The sequence below is a fragment of the Streptosporangium sp. NPDC048047 genome, assembly GCF_040653115.1.
Taxonomy (GTDB): domain Bacteria; phylum Actinomycetota; class Actinomycetes; order Streptosporangiales; family Streptosporangiaceae; genus Streptosporangium.
On sequence record NZ_JBEZNH010000036.1, the window covers coordinates 54,666 to 71,447 of the forward strand.

11 protein-coding genes are annotated in these 16,782 nt (G+C 72.5%); 8 read left to right on the forward strand and 3 right to left on the reverse strand.

The genetic code is table 11. From position 1 onward, the window contains the following. Positions 1-164: 164 nt before the first annotated feature. The 6 genes from AB0D67_RS26510 to aspS all read left to right on the forward strand — a co-directional run bounded on the left by AB0D67_RS26510 (position 165) and on the right by aspS (position 8,591). Positions 165-1,385, forward strand: coding sequence for an ROK family protein (locus tag AB0D67_RS26510; RefSeq protein WP_362941275.1), 1,221 nt, complete (start codon positions 165-167; stop codon positions 1,383-1,385). Continuing rightward, on the forward strand, positions 1,382-2,674 hold the full coding sequence (locus AB0D67_RS26515; protein WP_362941278.1) for a sugar ABC transporter substrate-binding protein: 1,293 nt from the start codon (positions 1,382-1,384) through the stop codon (positions 2,672-2,674). Before AB0D67_RS26510 ends, AB0D67_RS26515 begins: the two co-directional genes overlap by 4 nt. Continuing rightward, positions 2,674-3,615, forward strand: coding sequence for a sugar ABC transporter permease (locus tag AB0D67_RS26520; RefSeq protein ID WP_362941281.1), 942 nt, complete (start codon positions 2,674-2,676; stop codon positions 3,613-3,615). Before AB0D67_RS26515 ends, AB0D67_RS26520 begins: the two co-directional genes overlap by 1 nt. Next, positions 3,612-4,439: a carbohydrate ABC transporter permease gene (locus AB0D67_RS26525; protein ID WP_362941284.1), complete on the forward strand. Its 828-nt coding sequence runs from the start codon at positions 3,612-3,614 to the stop codon at positions 4,437-4,439. Before AB0D67_RS26520 ends, AB0D67_RS26525 begins: the two co-directional genes overlap by 4 nt. Before the next feature lie 42 nt (positions 4,440-4,481). Further along, a complete protein-coding gene (locus AB0D67_RS26530) occupies positions 4,482-6,992 on the forward strand; it encodes a beta-galactosidase (protein WP_362941336.1) in 2,511 nt (836 codons plus the stop codon). A gap of 312 nt (positions 6,993-7,304) precedes the next feature. Then, positions 7,305-8,591 (forward strand): aspartate--tRNA(Asn) ligase, encoded by a 1,287-nt coding sequence (gene aspS / locus AB0D67_RS26535; RefSeq protein WP_362941287.1) that lies wholly within the window; start codon positions 7,305-7,307, stop codon positions 8,589-8,591. A gap of 40 nt (positions 8,592-8,631) precedes the next feature. On the opposite strand, the gene AB0D67_RS26540 is transcribed toward aspS, so the two are convergent. The 3 genes from AB0D67_RS26540 to AB0D67_RS26550 form a co-directional block, all read right to left on the reverse strand. Then, complete coding sequence (locus tag AB0D67_RS26540) at positions 8,632-9,702, reverse strand: alkene reductase (protein ID WP_362941290.1); 1,071 nt, start codon at positions 9,700-9,702, stop codon at positions 8,632-8,634. Between the two features lie 164 nt (positions 9,703-9,866). Continuing rightward, positions 9,867-11,975 carry a tetratricopeptide repeat protein gene (locus AB0D67_RS26545; RefSeq protein ID WP_362941293.1) on the reverse strand — a complete coding sequence of 703 codons (2,109 nt, stop codon included), beginning with the start codon at positions 11,973-11,975 and terminating at the stop codon, positions 9,867-9,869. 12 nt (positions 11,976-11,987) lie between these two features. Then, positions 11,988-13,286: a collagen-like protein gene (locus tag AB0D67_RS26550; protein WP_362941296.1), complete on the reverse strand. Its 1,299-nt coding sequence runs from the start codon at positions 13,284-13,286 to the stop codon at positions 11,988-11,990. A 559-nt stretch (positions 13,287-13,845) separates the two neighbouring features. On the opposite strand from AB0D67_RS26550, the gene AB0D67_RS26555 reads away from it, so the two are divergent. Both AB0D67_RS26555 and AB0D67_RS26560 read left to right on the forward strand, forming a co-directional pair. Beyond that, on the forward strand, positions 13,846-16,197 hold the full coding sequence (locus AB0D67_RS26555) for a BTAD domain-containing putative transcriptional regulator (RefSeq protein ID WP_362941299.1): 2,352 nt from the start codon (positions 13,846-13,848) through the stop codon (positions 16,195-16,197). Then, positions 16,190-16,780, forward strand: a complete 591-nt coding sequence (locus tag AB0D67_RS26560) for a hypothetical protein (protein ID WP_362941302.1) — start codon at positions 16,190-16,192, stop codon at positions 16,778-16,780. Before AB0D67_RS26555 ends, AB0D67_RS26560 begins: the two co-directional genes overlap by 8 nt. Positions 16,781-16,782: the final 2 nt, after the last annotated feature.

The following is a 16,782-nucleotide window of genomic DNA, read 5'->3' on the forward strand; positions in this document are numbered from 1 at the left end:
TCGGCCTCACACCATCTGTCGCTTGGCGGTTATGTTGACCCGAACGTCGAGGGCCGTCAATACCTGGTTTCCGGATCCGCCGATTTGCTTCCGGAGTATTTACAACTCTTAGACGAAGTCATACTCTCTCTCCACCCGCCCCCGTTTGAGAGGTAAGTCACACGATGCTGCGCCGAACCACGAGCGACATCCGGAAGGCCAACCGGCTCGACGTGCTCCGCCGCATCTACGCCGCCGGCTCCATCAGCCGGCAGGAGATCGCCGGTGCCTGCGAGCTCAGCTTCGCCACCATCGCCAACGTCGTGAACGACCTGCTCACGGCCGGAGTGGTCGTGGAGGACCGCTTCCGGGAGTCCGGTGGGGGCCGGCCGCGCGCCATCCTGACCCCCAACGCGCAGCGCGGCCTGCTGGTCGGCGTGGACGTGGCGGAGACCTACGTCCACGTCGAGCTCTTCGACCTGGCGCTGCGTCGCCTGCACGCGACCGAGCACCCCATCACCCCGGAGATCAACCAGCCGGAGGATCTGGCCGGGCACATCGCCGCCGCCATCGAGGCGCTGCTGTCGGAATGCGGCGCCGAACGCGCCGACGTGCGGGGAGTCGGGGTCAGCGTGCCGGGGCAGGTGGCGCCCCGGCACGGCGTATCGGTCTTCGCACCCGGCTGGAACTGGCATGACGTGCCGCTCCTGGCCATCCTGCAGGACCGCATCGGCCTGCCGCTCTACCTCGACAACCCGCTCATGGCCAGCACCGTGGCCGAGCTGTGGTTCGGGGCCGGGCGCGAGGCCGACAACCTCGTCTGCGTCACGATCGGCACGGGCGTCGGCGCCGGCGTCGCCATCCACGGCTCGCTCTACCGCGGCACCACCAACTCCGCGGGCGAGTGGGGTCACAGCGTGCTGATGTTCGACGGCCGCACCTGCCGGTGCGGCAGCAGCGGCTGCGTCGAGGCGTACGTCGGGGCGCCGGGCATCATGGCCACCCTCGCCGAATCCGATCCCTCGCACGCGCTGCTGCGCGGCGGCGACCAGACGGCGTTCATCACGGGCCTCGCCTCGGCGGACGACCCACGGGCCGTCGCGGCCATGAGCCGTACGGCACGACTGCTCGGCGCCGCACTCGCCAACCTCGTCAACGTGCTCAACCCCGAGGCGGTCGTCCTCAGCAGCTGGGTGGCCAGGCGCCTCGGCCCCCGGCTGCTCCCCGAGGTGGCCGAGGCCATGGCGGCGCACGCCCTGGACCGCCCGGCGACCGCCGCCCGGCTTCTCCTGTCCGACATCCCCGGCAACCCCGTCAGTCTCGGTGCCGCCACATTCGCCCTCGAAGGCTTCCTCGACGAAGCCGTCTCAAGCGCCGGCGCGACCATTTCCGGAAGGTCCTCATGAAGAACCCCCCAAAGGCGGCGCTGGCCGTCATCGCCCTCTCCATCCTGGCCACCGCCTGCTCCTCCTCCACGGGAGACGGCGGACCGGCCGCCGCTCCCGGCCGGAAGGTCGAGCTCACCATGAGCGTGTGGGGAGGCGACGTGGACGCCAAGGCGTACAGGGAGCGGCTGGCGCTGGTCGCCCGGAAGTTCCCGGACGTCTCCGTGAAGCTGGAGCAGACCCCCGGCTCGGGCGACTACGACCAGAAGATCCAGACGGCGCTCGCGGGCGGCAAGGGCCCCGACATCATGCAGCTCGCCGAGAACGTGCACGTCTTCTCCAGCCGGAACCAGCTCGCCCCGCTCGACGAGTACATCGCCGCGTCCAAGCTGGACCTGAACCGGCGGTTCGGCGCGAAGGTGGCCGCCGCCTACCAGCGCGACGGCAGGACCTGGGCACTGCCCGACCGCGCCGGCGCCATGGTGCTCTACTACAACAAGAAGCTCTTCGACGACGCGGGTGTCGCGTACCCGACGGGCTCCTGGACCTGGAAGGAGTTCCGCGACGCCGCGATCAGGCTGACCGAACGCGACGGCGACAAGGTCACCCGGTACGGCATGGCCGCGGGCGCCTGGTGGCCCTGGTGGATGACCTTCATGGTGCAGAACGGCGGCGGCGTCGTCGGCCCCGACGGCAGGCCGACGGCGAACTCCCCGGCCAACGTCGAGGCCCTGAAGTTCTACAACGACCTCGTCCACGTCGACAAGGTCGCGCCGTCGCCCACCGACTACGCCAACCTGGGCAAGGACATGGCCCCCGAACCACTGTTCGCCCAGGGCAGGGCGGCCATGATCTTCACCGGCTACTGGGGCATCGGCACCCTGAAGGACACACCCGGCCTGAAGTGGGACATCGCCCCCATGTTCCAGGGGAAGCAGCGGGCCACCGCCGGCTTCGGCAGCGGGCTGGCCGTCAACGCCGGGAGCGAGCACAAGGACGCCGCATTCAAGGTGATCGAGTTCCTCACCGGCGAGGAGGGCCAGCAGCCCATCGTCGCCAACAGCGAGGACGCCCCGGCCAACCTCGCGCTGCTCGACAGCGACGCGTTCCTGAAGTCCGCCCCGGTGAACATGGGCGCCTTCAAGGAGTCCGCGGCCATGCTGTTCACCCCGCCCGGCGGCAAGAACTGGAACGAGATGCAGAAGATCTTCGACGACGCCCTGGGCCCCTTCTTCCAGAACAAGGGCGACGCCCAGGCCACCCTCGACCGCATCCAGGGCGAGCTCGAACCGCTCATGGCCGCGAGCTGATGACCGCGGTCATCGAACGGACCCGGCCCGCGGCGGCGCGCCGGGTCCTCGCCCCCCAGCGCCGGGAGGCCCTCTGGTTCTACCTGATGGCGTCCCCGTGGATCGTCGGGTTCGTGGTGCTGACACTCGGCCCGGTGATCGTCTCCATCTGGCTCAGCATGACGGACTGGGACCTGTTCACCGAGCCCGAGTTCGTCGGCCCCGACAACTACGTCAGGCTGTTCACCGCCGACCCGGTCTTCTGGAAGGTGCTGGGCAACACCGCCTTCTACGCCTTCCTGTCGGTACCGCTGGGCATGGCCGCCTCGCTGGGCGTGGCGTACCTGCTGAACAAGCCGCTGCGCCTCATCCGCCTGTTCCGCACCGCCGTCTACCTCCCGACGCTGGTGCCGCTGGTGGCCACCTCGATCCTGTTCGTCTGGATGTTCGCGCCGGACACCGGGCTGATCAACTCCTTCCTCGGCCTGTTCGGCGTCGACGGCCCGGAGTGGCTGCTGGACGCGGACTGGGTCAAACCCGCGCTGATCATCATGTCCCTCTGGCAGATCGGCACCGCCGTACTGCTCCTGCTGGCGGGGATGCAGAGCGTTCCCAGGCACCTGTACGAGGCCGCCGCGCTGGACGGGGCGGGGCCGGGCCGGCAGTTCTGGCACATCACGATGCCGATGCTGACCCCGGTGATCTTCTTCAACCTGGTGATGGGCATCATCGGCGCCTTCCAGGTCTTCTCGCAGATCTACATCATGACCGAGGGCGGACCGGACAACGCCAGCCAGATGGTGGTGCCGCTGCTGTTCCAGCACGCCTTCAAGTTCAACCACATGGGCTACGCCTCGGCGATCGCCTGGGTGCTCTTCCTGATCATGATGCTGCTCACGCTCGTGGTGATCCGGTCCTCCAGCATGTGGGTCTTCTACGAGAGCGAGGTGAAGCGCAAGTGAGGGCGGTCCACTACGCGGTGCTCACGGTCGTCTCCGCGCTCTTCACCGCGCCGCTGCTCTTCATGGTCTCGGTCTCGCTGGCCGGCGACGCCAGCACGCTCAGGGGAGAGTTCACCCTGCTGCCCCGGGAATGGGAGTTCGGCAACTTCGTCCACGCGTTCACCACCGACCTGCCCATGGGCCGGTTCATCTGGAACTCGGTCGTGCTGAGCACACTGGCGGTCGCCGGCCAGGTCCTGGTGAGCGCCATGGTGGCCTACGCCTTCGCCAGGCTGCGCGCCCCCGGCAAGAACCTGCTGTTCGTGGTGCTGCTGTCCACGCTGATGCTGCCCGCGGAGATCACCCTGATCCCGCAGTTCACCATGTTCTCCGAGATCGGCTGGGTGGACACGCTGCTGCCGCTGATCGTGCCCAACTTCTTCGGCGGCGCGTACAACATCTTCCTGCTGCGGCAGTTCATCGCGCGCGTCCCCAGGGACCTGGACGAGGCGGCGGCGATCGACGGGCTCGGCTATTTCCGGATCTTCACCCGGATCGTGCTGCCCCTGATGAAGCCCGCCCTCATCGCGGTCGGCATCTTCACCTTCTCCTGGAACTGGGGATGGTTCATGGGCCCGCTCGTCTACCTCAACTCCATGGACAAGATGCCGCTCGCGCTGGGCGTGCAGGTCATGTACGCCACCGGCGGCTCCGGCCAGGCGCCGCCATGGAACCTCGTCATGGTGGGCTCCCTGCTGCTGACCCTGCCCATGATCGTCGTCTACTTCTTCGGCCAGAAATACATGCACGAGCTGAGCGTCACCGTCGGCTCGGACCAGAAATAGGAGACTCCCCTGAACGTCCGCCTCGCCAACGGCCGGGTCCTCATCGACGGTGAACCCCGGCTGCTGCTGTGCGCCTCCCTCTTCTACTTCCGCATCCCCCGCGGCCTGTGGCGGGAGCGCCTGCGCGCCGTCCGCGAGTCCGGCTACCCCTGCGTCGACGTCTACTTCCCGTGGAACCACCACGAGCTCGCCCCGGGCGAATGGGACTTCACCGGGGAGCGGGACGTGGCCGCGTTCCTCGCCATGGCGCACGAGGAGGGGCTGCTGGTCCTGGCCCGGCCCGGGCCGTACATCTGCTCGGAGTGGGACGGCGGCGGCCTGCCGGCCTGGCTGCCCCTGGTAGAGGGCCTGCGGGTACGGCAGTGCGAGCCGCGCTACCTGGCGCACGTACGCCACTGGTACGACCGGATCCTGCCGCTGCTGCGCGAGTGCCCGGCCGTCGCCCTCGTCCAGCTGGAGAACGAGCTCGACTTCTTCGACTGCGACGACCCCGCCGGATACGTCACCGCGCTCCGCGACATGGCACTGGAGCACGGGATCGACGTGCCGCTGGTCGCCTGCGCCGGACAGGGCGACCTGGCCCGCGCCTCGGGCGAGGTCGCCGGCGTGCAGGCCGCCGCGAACTTCTACCCGGACGACTCCTCGCCCGGCATCGAGACCGTCGTCGAGACCTACCGGCGGCACCTGTCCGACCGCGGCGAGCCGCTGCTCATCACCGAGACCAACCGCCCCCACGTCACGCTGCGCCGCCTGCTGTCCACGGGGGCCCGCCTGATCGGCCCCTACCTCCAGGCCTCCGGCAACGACTTCGGTTTCACCACGGCGGTCAACAACTGGGGCTCCCCACTGGCGCTGCTGACCAGCGACTACGACTTCGGCGGCTACCTGTCCCCGTCGGGTGAGGCCCGCCCGGAGTACGGCGAGGCCAAGCTGCTGTCCGCCGTCGTCTCCGCCCTGGGCCCGTCCCTGGCCGCGGCGGAACCGGTCGAACCCGCCCATCTGCGGGTGACGGCCGACTTCCCACTCCCCGAGGGCGGCTTCCGCGCCCTGGCGCTGGACGGCGGCGGCGTCCTGCTGGCCCTGGCCAACCCCGGCGACCGCGACGGCGTCGCCCGCCTGGACGGGATCGAGATCGGCGTCAGAGCCGGAAGCTGCCCCTTCGTCCTGCTGGACCTGCCGGTGCCCGGCGGCCGCCTGGAGGTGGCCACCGCCGAACTCGTCAAGGCCGACCCAGGTGAGCTGGTCTTCTCCTGCGACGGCCCGTCCACGGTCGTCATGACCGGCGAGGACGGCGAGCGGACGGTCCTGCGGCCCGGCGGGGTCACCACGGAGCGCGCCAAGGCCGGCGACCTGCTCCTCACCTTCCTCCCCCGCTCCGAGGTCACTGCCCTGGGAGGGGAGACCGCCTCCTCCGGCGTCATGGCACCGCCAGGGGAGGCCGAGGTCCTTCTGTCGTCCGTCACCTGCGGCGCCCATCCCGCCCCGAGGGAACGGCGATCCCTCGGGGCCGAGCCGACCCGCCCGGAACGCCTGGGCGCCTACCGCGGCTACGCCTTCTACACGGCCCGCAGCGAACCGGGCCTGGCGCTCCTCCTGCACCGCGCCGCCGACGTGCTCTCGGTCCACGCGGACGGCCACTACCTCGGCACGGTCACCCCCGGCGGCGGCTTCGCCCTGCTCCCGGGGCACCGGGGCGGCACGCTGGACGTGCGGACCGAGATCTGGGGCCACTCCAACTTCGACGACCCCCGCCTGCCGGCCCTCCGCCTGGACTCCCCGCGCGGCTTCGACGCGGCCACCTCGGTCACGGCGATCCACCCGCTGCCCACGTGGCGCGTCATCGGTGACGGCATCGGCCGCGCGCCGGTCCCGTACGCGGGATGGGGCGGCTGGATCACCGCGCGGACGCCCCACGAGGCCCGCTACACCCTCGCCCACCCGACGGACCCGGCGGCCGACTCGTGGGTGCTCCGGTTCGAGGGCCTCCAGGCGTCGGTGGAGGCGACCGTGAACGGCGTCGCCTTCGGCCCGGTCAACCCGCACGACCCGTTCGTCGACGTCACCCCGGCCGTCAGGCCGGGCGAGGAAGCCCGGATCGAGCTGACCCTGCACCGCCTGCACGGGGAGGCCGCCGGGGAGGTGACGCTCCTGGAGGGGGTGCGCGCGACCGGCTGGACGGTGGCCTTCGCCGAGGAGGCCGATCTGTGGCGGGCCGCCCGGAGCGGCGCCCCGGCCCCGGCCTCCCTTCCCGCGCGGATCGCCCCGGGGGAGATGCACTGGCTCCACGTCGAGGTCGGCCACCTGGCCGGCCGGAGCCGGACGTGCAGGCTCACGGGCTCCGACGTGAAGGTGACCGCCCTCCTCAACGGCCACGTCGTGGGCCGCCTGTGGCTCCCCGGCGAGACCAGGCCCGCGATGAAGGGCGGCAGCCCGGACCTGTTCACCCTGCCCTCGGCCTGGCTCACCGGATCCGGTGACCGGCTGAGTCTCCTGGTGGAGGCCGTCCACCCGGCCCGCCCGGGCGAGCTCCACGGGATCGTCGTGGCCCGGTAGCCGAGAACGGGCGCCGCCCCCCGGCGATGATCGCGTTAGACTGGGCACAACGCGATGACGGAGACGAGTAGTCCCGGGATCACGCGGGTCAGAGAGCCGCCGGCAGCTGCGAAGGCGGTCCCGCGCCCCGGGGCGAAGACCCTCCCGAGTGCGGGGAGGAACGGCGAGCCCGCCCCATGCCCCGCCGGCCGGCCCCCGTGATCGGGCCGCGATGAGGCCGCCGCCCAGGCGGCGGCGAAAGTGCGGTGGCACCGGGAGCACCCTTCTCCCCCGCACTCCCAAGGGATCCGCTCATATTCCACGAGGAGTGTGATGATCTCTCGTATCCTCGCCGCCGACCTGCCCGCGCACGTCGGCCGCACCGTACGGATCGCCGGCTGGCTGCACCGCCGCCGCGAGCTGAAGTCCGTGTCGTTCCTGGTGGTCAGGGACCGTTCCGGTCTCGCGCAGGTCGTGCTGCGCGAGCCGGTCCACCTGGCCGAGGAGACCGTCGTCGAGGTCACCGGGACCGTCTCCGCCAACCCGCAGGCCCCCGGCGGGGCCGAGCTGGCCGACCCGGTGATCGACGTGCTCTCCGAGCCGGTCGAGCCGCCGCCGTTCGACCTGTACCGGCCCGTCGTCTCCGGCACGCTGCCCACGGTCCTCGACCACGCGCCGGCGGCGCTGCGGCATCCCCGGCTGCGGGCGCCGTTCGAGATCGCCGCCGCCGGGGTCGCCGGGTTCCGGGCCGTCCTGGACGGGCTCGGGTTCGTCGAGACGTCCACCCCGAAGATCGTGGCCTCGGCGACGGAGTCGGGCGCAAACGTCTTCGGCATCGACTACTTCGGCCGGCCCGCCTTCCTGGCCCAGTCGCCGCAGTTCTTCAAGCAGGCCCTTGTCGGGGTGTTCGAGCGGGTCTACGAGGTCGGGCCGGTCTTCCGGGCCGAGCCGCACGACACCGCCCGGCACCTGGCGCAGTACACGAGCCTGGACGCCGAACTGGGCTTCGTCCGCGACCACCGCGACGTCATGGCGGTGCTCACCCGCGCGCTCGGCGGCATGCACGCGGCCGTCGCCGAACGCGCCGGGGCCGCCGTCGCCCTCCTGGGGATCGAGGCGCCGAAGGTCCCGGAGGAGATCCCCGCGATCGACTTCGCCGAGGCGCAGGAGCTCCTCGCCCGGCACACCGGGGAGGACCCGCGCGGCGAGCCCGACCTGGCCCCGGCGCACGAACGGTGGCTCGGCGAGTGGGCGCTGCGCGAGCACGGCTCGGAGTTCCTGTTCGTCACGGGCTACCCGATGGTCAAGCGACCCTTCTACACCCACCCCGACCCGACCGCGCCGGAGCGCTCACGCAGCTTCGACCTGCTGTTCCGGGGGCTGGAGCTGGTGACGGGCGGCCAGCGGCTGCACCGGCACGCCGACTACCTGGCCGCGCTCGCAGCCCGGGGCGAGGACCCGGCGGCGTACGAGGGGTACCTCGCGGCGTTCGCACACGGCATGCCACCGCACGGCGGCTTCGCCATCGGCCTGGAACGGTGGACCTCCCGCCTGACGGGCGCCGCCAACGTCCGCCAGACCACCCTCTTCCCCCGCGACCTGCACCGCCTCAGCCCGTGACGCCGCGACCGGCCGGCCGCGGGTGGGCGCCGTGGTGAGGTCAGCGGCGGGAGGAGGCGAAGGAGTAGTCGGTGTAGCCGTGCCGGTCGCCACCGTAGTAGGTCGCGGGGTCGGGGCGGTTCAGCGGCGCGCCGGTGCGCAGCCGTTCCACCAGGTCGGGATTTGCCAGGAAGGCCCGGCCGAAGGCGATGAGGTCGGCCCCGGCGGCGAGCCACTCCTCGGCGGCGGCCCGGCCGCCGTCGCCGGGGAACTCGCCCCCCGACCGTGGCGCCACCACCAGGGCGCCGGGCCAGGCCGCCCGGATCCGGGCGGCGAGCGGTGTGCCGGGCGCGACGCCCGCGAGGTGGAAGTACGCCAGGCCGAGCGGGGCGAGGGCGGCGGCCAGCGCCGGGTAGACCAGTTCGAGGTCGTCCTCGGCGATGTCGTTGTGCGGGTCGCCCGGGGTGACGCGCAGCCCCACCCGGTCCCCGCCGACCGCTTCCGCCACGGCCGCGGCGAGCTCGACGGCGAAGCGGAGGCGGTCGCGTCCGTAGAGGTCACCGCGGCGGTTGGTGCCCGGGGCGAGGAACTGGTGGATCAGGTAGCCGTTGCCGCCGTGCAGCTCGACCCCGTCGAACCCGGCGTCGACGGCCAGCCGGGCGGCGCGGGCGAAGTCGCCGATCGTCGCCCGCGTCTCGGCGGTGCTCAGCTCCCGGGGGACGGGCAGGTCCCGGTGTCCGTCGAGGGTGAAGATCCGCCCGGCGGCCCGCACGGGCGACGGGGCCACGGGCCGCAGCCCGTTGACGCTCTCGTGGCCGATGCGGCCCGCGTGCATGAGCTGGGCGAAGATCCGGCCGCCGGCCGCGTGCACCGCGCCGGTCACCTCCCGCCACGCCCCGGCCTGCTCGGCGGTGTGCAGGCCCGGGGTTCCCGGGTGCCCCTGCCCGGCCGGGCTGGGCTGGGCTCCCTCGGAGATGATCAACCCCGCGGTGGCCCGCTGCGCGTAGTACACGGCCGTCTCCGCCGCGGGCACCCCGCGGTGGTCGGCGCGGCTGCGGGTCATCGGTGACATCACCAGCCGGTTGGGCAGGCGGAGCCGTCCCAGCCGCGCGGGCTCGAACAGGTCTGGCATGGCGCGTCCCTTCCGCGGATCGTTCTTGCGGCCCACGCCGGTCGTAGGTCGTTCCCGGGCCGGCGCACCGGATCGTTGCCGGGTCGGCGCACCGGCCGCGGGTCGTCCCTGAACCGGCGTGCCCGGCTCAGACCGGCAGGTCGGCCTGAGCCGGGCGCGCCGGCTCAGGCCGGCACGTCGGCCGTGGCGGGTTCGCCCAGCGCCGCCCGGCAGGCGTCCAGCCGTTCCCGGCTGTCCTCGTCGCCGGTCGCGGCCAGCACGAGCTCGTAGTCGGCGGCGGCCTCGGCGTAGCGGCCCGACTCCTGGTGGACGACGGCCCGGTTGAACCGCATCTCGGGCGTGCCGCCCAGCTCGACCGCCCGGTCCAGGTCGTGGGCGGCCCCGGTGAGATCCCCGGCCGCGTAGGCGAGCTCGCCGCGCAGCGCCCACGCCTCGGCGAGCCGATCGTCGCGTCCGATCGCGGCCGACAACGCCTCGCGGGCCGCGGCGGGGTCGTCCCGCTCGGCGAGCAGCCGCCCCTTCAGGCACAGCAGGTGGGCGTTGTCCGGCGCGAGCTCCAGCCCCTCGGTGACGTCCCGCCAGGCGGCGTCGGTCTCGCCCAGGTCGCACAGCAGCCCGGCGCGGTTCACCCGGGCGTCGAGGTGGGCGGGGTCGAGTTCGATGGTGTAGCCGAAGTCGGCCAGCGCCCCGCTCACGTCGCCGAGTTCGAGGCGGGCGTCGCCGAGGTTGTAGTACGCCTCGGGGAACGGCGGCGACAGGCGCAGCGCGCGCTCGTAGGCGGCGATCGCCTCCTCGTCGCGGCCGAGCCGCCGCAGGATGTTGCCGACGTTGAAGTGGTGCTCGGGGAAGTCGGGGTCGAGTTCGACGACCTCGAGGTAGTCGCTCAGCGACTCCTCCAGCCTGCCCATCATGCCGAGGACCTGCGCGCGGTTGTAGCGCAGCACCGCGCGGTGCAGGGCGTGCTCGCCGGGTTCCAGCTCCCGGTCCAGCCGGGCCATGCCGTCCTCCAGCATCCGCAGCGCCTCGTCCGCCCGCTTCTGGCGCACCTCGACCAGCGCGAGCCCGTTGTGGCCGAACACCGAGTGGAAGGCCCGCTTCTTCGGGTCCTCCACCAGGGAGGCGATCGCGATGGACATGTTCATCCACATCCGCGCCCGCTGGTAGTCGCGCCGCGGCTCGGGGTAGTGCCGGGCGTACAGCATGGCGGTGCTGTAGGCCAGCTCCATGTGGACGATGGGGTCGGCGCTGACCGCCCGCGCCTCGTCGTAGATGGTCATCGCCTCGTCGGCCCGGCCGAGGGAGGCGAGTGTGGTGCTGGTGGCGTTGGTGAAGTGCCACCACAGCTCCTCCTGCGTCGACCGGTCCACCAGCGCCCTGCCGCGCAGGCCCAGGTCGGCCGCGGCCTGGTAGAGGCCGATGCCCCGGCAGTGGTCCATCGCCAGGCGCAGGGCGGCGAGGCCGGTGCCGGACGGGTCGGTGCCGTGCTCGGCGTGGTACGGGATCGCGCCCAGCGACAGGGAGAACTCGCCCCGGCCGGCCAGCGCCGCCGCCCGCTCGTCGTGCAGCCGCGCGCGTTCGGCGGCGGGCAGCGCCTCGTAGGCGGCGAGCAGCCGGGGATCGTCGCCGGTGCAGTCGCCCTCGACGTAGGCTCGCGCGTCCACGACCCCGGTGTCCGGAGAGGCGGAGGCGGGGGCGTCCACCGGTACGGCGTGGCGAGCGAGGACACGCGCCAGGGAGATCGTGACCTCGCCCGGCGGGTCGGGGACCGGCTCGGGCCCGGTGCCGACGACGACGGTCAGCCCGTCCAGGTCCCCGCGGCGCAGCAGCACGGCGACGAGTTCCTGGTCGGTCGGGTCGGCGTGGTGCACGTTCTCGAAGACGAGGGTGCGGGGCCCTCCGCCCAGCGCCTCCAGATGGTCGCGCAGCAGCTCGGCCAGGCCGTTGGCGATGTTCAGGGTGTGCAGCCGGGAGTAGAAGCGGGTGCGTTCCCCCTTGCCGGCCTGCCACTCCAGCGAGGTCCAGGCGGGCGGCACCAGGTGGGCCAGCTCCGGGGTGCTGGTCAGGATCTCGATGTTGTGGGCGGGCCCCAGCTCGGGCCGGCGCTCCAGCGCCTGCGGCGCGATCGCCCGCATCAGCGTGCCGGCCGCCGTGTACGGCCCGCGCAGCCGCCGGTGGGCGTCGAGCACCATCAGCACCGGCGGCAGGCCGAGTCCTTCCCGCAGCAGGTCGCGGTCGCGGCGCCGGGCGGCCCGGACCCAGTGGTGGTTACCCATGGTGCGTCCCTTTCAGGTGATGACGTGTTCGAGCCGCTGTCTCCGGTCGCGGTATCGCTCCCGGGCCGCCACCCAGGCGAGAACGACGAGCTGCGCGAGGATGAATCCGCAGAAGACGAGCGAGTCCAGCAGCTCCGGCCAGGACGCGCCGTGGCCGGTGAACCGGCCGAGGATCCCGGTGAACATCTCGTAGACGATCGGGGCGACCGCGACGAGGAACGTGGTCAGGCTCACCGTGTAGCCGGCGACGATCAGCCAGGAGTACCACCGGGCGACGCGCCGGTCGACGGGGTGCCAGTCGGACTCCTCGACGAGCCGGTCGCGCCGGCCGAGCAGCCGGTTCATCCGGTTGGCCAGCATCTGCCGGGCCGTGGTGTGCAGGTCGACGCAGCCGAGCGCGGTGGAGACGAGGACGTAGAGGTCGGTGCGGAGGTAGAGGGAGAACTGCCAGAGGATCCGGAGCAGCACGGCGAAGGCGAACGCCAGGCAGAACCGCCCGGCGAAGGAGAGCGCGCCCCCCGGCTGCCTGGTGAGGTCGGCCGTGATCGTCAGGGCCGCCATCACGACCACGTCCGCCAGCATCCCGGCCACGATCGGCAGGTACCGTTTCCGCCGGGGCACCGCGACCAGCCCGTCCAGCGACGTCTCCAGCACGACGAAGTAGAACCTGCGGGAGATCCGCAGGCTGGAGCGCAGACCCAGCCGCCGTCCGGCGAGCGCGTGGAAGCTCTCGTGCAGCAGCAGCTGCGGGATGGCCACGACGAACAGCGCCGCCTGGATGACGGTGTAGTAGTCGGTGAAGAAGACGTTGCGGTAGCTCGGCACCAGGTCGGGCCGGCGCGCCATCGCGACCACCGCCCACGCGACGACGGCCGCGTAGCAGATCCAGGCGGGGACGGAGAAGAGGGCCGTGCCGAGCCGCCGCCAGCGGACCGGCCGGTCGGGAGCGTACGGCCCGCCCGCCGCGCCGGTCTGCTCGCCGGGATCGCCGGACGCGCCGGTCTCACCGGGCTCGCCGGGCTCGCGGATGAAGCCGAGTTCGCCGAGCGCCGCGACCAGGTCGTCGATGTCGGGGTCCTCGTGGTAGTGCTCGGCGTACCAGGCGGCCGCCGCGCGCGGGGGGAGTCCCTCCTGGAGTCTGCGCAGCAGTTCGGCTCCGTCCACCGGGAAGATCGCGTAGGAGTCGGTGTCCGGACGGCCGACCGTCACCTCCTCCCCGTCCTCCAGGTAGACCAGGGGATGCAGCGGGAGCGGCCGGTCGGGGTCGTGGCGGGTCGCGGGGCCGCCGGTCACGGCCTCTGCGTCGGTCAACGGGCAGCCCTCCCAGGTGGTGTCGCGCGAGGGTGGTGGACGGGGTCGTGCGACGAGCGGGACCACGAACGGTGGGTCCCGCGGCGGTGGCTTTCCACGGCGGTGGCTTTCCACGGCGTGGGGCGGAGCGCCGGGTGCGGACGTGCCGTACCCGGCGCACCGCCGGGAGCCGACGTCAGCTCACGTTCTTGTAGATCGAGCAGGCGGCGGCGGTCAGGCGGACCGGGCCGGCCTTACGGATCTTGATCTTCTTCATCGTGCACCTCCTCCCGAGGTCCGAAGGTCGGTGTCAACGATGGCCGCCGCCGCTGGAGCGGTGCCGCCGCGGCACTGAACCCGGCGCGCGCACGGGCGGGCGGCACGGCCAGTGAACCGTCAGTGAATCGCCAGTGGACCCGGCGCGGTCCTGCGGCGGGGCGGTCCCCCGGCGGCCGGAAAGAGGAGTAAGTGCCAGCGGTGATGGCCGGGATTGGACACATCACAATCTCGCCTTACTTTCCGTCAAAACATATGATTCTCCAGATTTCCGGCACTGACCGTGGGCTTTTTCAGGAGAGAAATGGCGAACATACGGTTCAGCCTGCTCGGTTCGCTACGGGTATGGCGCGGGGATACCGAGGTTGCGATCAGCTCGGACAAACAACGGACCGTTCTCGCTCTGCTGCTGTTGAAGGCGGGGACGCCCGTCCACCGCCAGGAGATCATCGACGCCGTGTGGAGCGAGGGAGTCCCGGACTCCGTGGTCAACCTCGTCCAGACCTACGTGGGACGACTACGCCGCCGCGTCGATCCGTCCCACGTGGCCCGGTCCGGCGCCTCCTGGCTCGCCGGCCTGGGGCCCGCGTACGCGATCCGGCTCGACCGGTGCGACACCGACCTGGTCCGCTTCCGGACGGCGGTGGCGCGGGCCGGACGGGCCGGCTCCCCCAGGGAGACCCTGGAACTGCTGCTGCGCGCCCTGCAGCTCTGGCAGGGTCCGTGCCTGTCCGACCTCGGTCACGCGGTCCGGGGGCACCCCTGGGTCCGCGCGGCCGACCAGGAACGCGTGGACGTCCTGCTGGAGGCGGCCAAGTTCGCCCTCCAGACCGGCCTGACCTGCGAGGTCATCCCACAGCTGCGGGCCGTCGCGGCGGCCGAGCCGCTGAACGAGGCGGTGCACTCCTGGCTCGTGCTCGCCCTCGCGGGAGCCGGGGCGCAGGCCGAGGCACTGGCCGAGTACGAGGCGACCCGCAGGAGGCTGGCGGACGAGCTCGGCATCGATCCCGGCCCGCAGCTGCGCGCGGCGCACCTTCAGGTGCTGCGGCAGGAGACGGGCCCGGCCTCCTCCTACGAAGCCCGCGAGCCCTACGAGCTCTACGAGTCCTATGAGGCCGCCCCCTCTGGTGGAACGTTCCGCCCGTCCCTCCTCCCTCCCGACGTCGCCGACTTCACCGGGCGGGAGAAGACGGTCGGCCGGCTCCGCGGGGCGCTGACCTCCCGCGGCACCGGGTCCGTCGCCGTGGCGCTCGTCACCGGGCAGGGCGGCGTGGGCAAGACCGCCACGGCCCTGCACGTGGCCCACCGGCTGGGCGAGGCGTTCCCGGACGGCCAGCTCCACGCCGACATGCAGGGCTCCGGCACGTGCCCCGCGGACCCGTCGCGGGTGCTGGCCCGGTTCCTGCGCGCCCTCGGCGTCCACGCGTCCGCCGTCCCCCACGATCTGGAGGAGCGGATCGACCTTTATCGCAGCCGGCTCGCCGGTCGCCGGATGCTCGTGGTGCTCGACGACGTCGCCGACCACGCGCAGGCCAGGCCGTTGCTGCCCGGCTCACCCACCTGCTCGGTCATCGTGACCAGCCGTTCCCGGCTGCCCGGCTGGCCGGGCGCCGCCCGCTTCGAGCTGGAACCGCTGGAGCCGGGGGAGGCGGCGGACATGCTGGCGAGCGTCCTGGGCCGCGAGCGCGTCGCCGCGGAACCCGAGGCCGCCGCGGAGGTGGCCCGGCTGTGCGGGCGCCTGCCGCTGGCGCTGCGGGCGGCGGGGACGCGGCTGGCCGGCCGTACGCACTGGACGCTCGCCCGGTTCGCCGAGCGGCTGGACCGCGACGGCCTGGACGAACTCGCTCTCGGCGACCCGGACGTCAGAACCGGCATCGCCGCCGGCTACCACCGGCTGGACGAGGCGGCGCGGCGGGCCGTCCGCCTCCTCGGCGTCCTGGACCTCCCCTCCTTCGCCCCGTGGACCATCGCGATGGCGCTGGAGACGTCCCAGGAGGCGGCGGAGGAGCTCGCCGACTCCCTCGCCGACGCCCGCATGCTGGAGATCACCGAGCCGGACGCCGCCGGTCAGACCCGCTACCGGTTCCACGAACTCGTCCGCCGCTACGCCCGCGAGCAGGCCGCACTGGAGGAGAGCGACACCGCCGTCGACGTGGTGGTCATCCGCACGCTCGCCACCTTCCTCACCCTGGCGCAGGAGGCCGACGAGCGTCTGCCGTCGGCCCGGTACACCCCGATACGGGGCAGGGCGCCACGCTGGCCGCCCCCGGCGCGGGTCCGCGAGAAGCTGCTCGCCGACCCCCTCGCCTGGTTCGAGAGCGAGCGCGAATCCCTGGTCGCCGCCGTGCTGCAGGCGTCGGTCCGCGGTCTGGACGAGCTGTGCTGGGAGCTGGCCGCCGCGATGCTGAACGACGCGGCGCTGCGGTCGTCCTGGACCGGTGTGGAGCGGGCCCTCCGGGTCGCCCTGGCGGCCTGCCGCCGGTCCGGGGACCGGCTCGGCGAGAGCGTGGCGCTGCGTGGGCTGGCCGAAGCGCGGCGGGGGCGCGAGCACTGCCGGGAAGGGGACGAGGTTCTGGTGACGGCCCGGGGCGGAACGGAACAACCGCAGGGGCCTGCGGAGAATGACCCACCGATGGCACGATCTACCTATGCCTGACCCATCTGTCGTCACGACGGTGATATCGACGGTAGGGACGCTTCTGGGCGCTCTGGGAGGAGTGGCGCTGACCCAGGGAACCTCCGCCCGGCGCGAAAGGCGCCAGGCGGAGCGCGACCGGCGCGACCGACGGTGCGACGAGCTCCAGCGGGCGTGCGCGAACCTGTCCGAATCAGCCGCACAGCTTAAAATGACGATCGAGATCGCAGCCCAGCGTCACTGGCGGGACATGGACGTCAGGCTAGGCGCCGTCCAGGAACACGCGACGGCCACGGGGCTGCACGCCGCACAGGTGTCGCTGACGGCCCCCGAGGAGGTGGCGTCCGCCGCGCTGGCCCTGGCCGAGTCGGCCGGCCGGAGCGCCGCCACCGCGGTGAAGTCGATCGACCTGGCCTTCCAGGACGACATCTGCCTGGGCGGCCAGATGAGGAGCGCTCCCGACCTGCGTGACCTCGACGCCCGTCTCGCCGCCTTCCAACTCGCCGCCAGGCGCGAGGTGACCGGCGGCCCGGAGACGGGGAACACGCCGGACCCCGGCGCGGAGCGACGCCGGGGCGGAGAGGTGACGCGCCGGGTGGAGTGAAC

Coding starts and splice junctions, on each gene's coding strand:
- AB0D67_RS26555 (WP_362941299.1), top strand. CDS start 13,846: ATGGCGAACATACGGTTCAGCCTGCTCGGTTCGCTACGGGTATGGCGC.
- AB0D67_RS26520 (WP_362941281.1), top strand. CDS start 2,674: ATGACCGCGGTCATCGAACGGACCCGGCCCGCGGCGGCGCGCCGGGTC.
- AB0D67_RS26545 (WP_362941293.1), bottom strand. CDS start 11,975: ATGGGTAACCACCACTGGGTCCGGGCCGCCCGGCGCCGCGACCGCGAC.
- AB0D67_RS26515 (WP_362941278.1), top strand. CDS start 1,382: ATGAAGAACCCCCCAAAGGCGGCGCTGGCCGTCATCGCCCTCTCCATC.
- AB0D67_RS26540 (WP_362941290.1), bottom strand. CDS start 9,702: ATGCCAGACCTGTTCGAGCCCGCGCGGCTGGGACGGCTCCGCCTGCCC.
- AB0D67_RS26510 (WP_362941275.1), top strand. CDS start 165: ATGCTGCGCCGAACCACGAGCGACATCCGGAAGGCCAACCGGCTCGAC.
- AB0D67_RS26560 (WP_362941302.1), top strand. CDS start 16,190: ATGCCTGACCCATCTGTCGTCACGACGGTGATATCGACGGTAGGGACG.
- aspS (WP_362941287.1), top strand. CDS start 7,305: ATGATCTCTCGTATCCTCGCCGCCGACCTGCCCGCGCACGTCGGCCGC.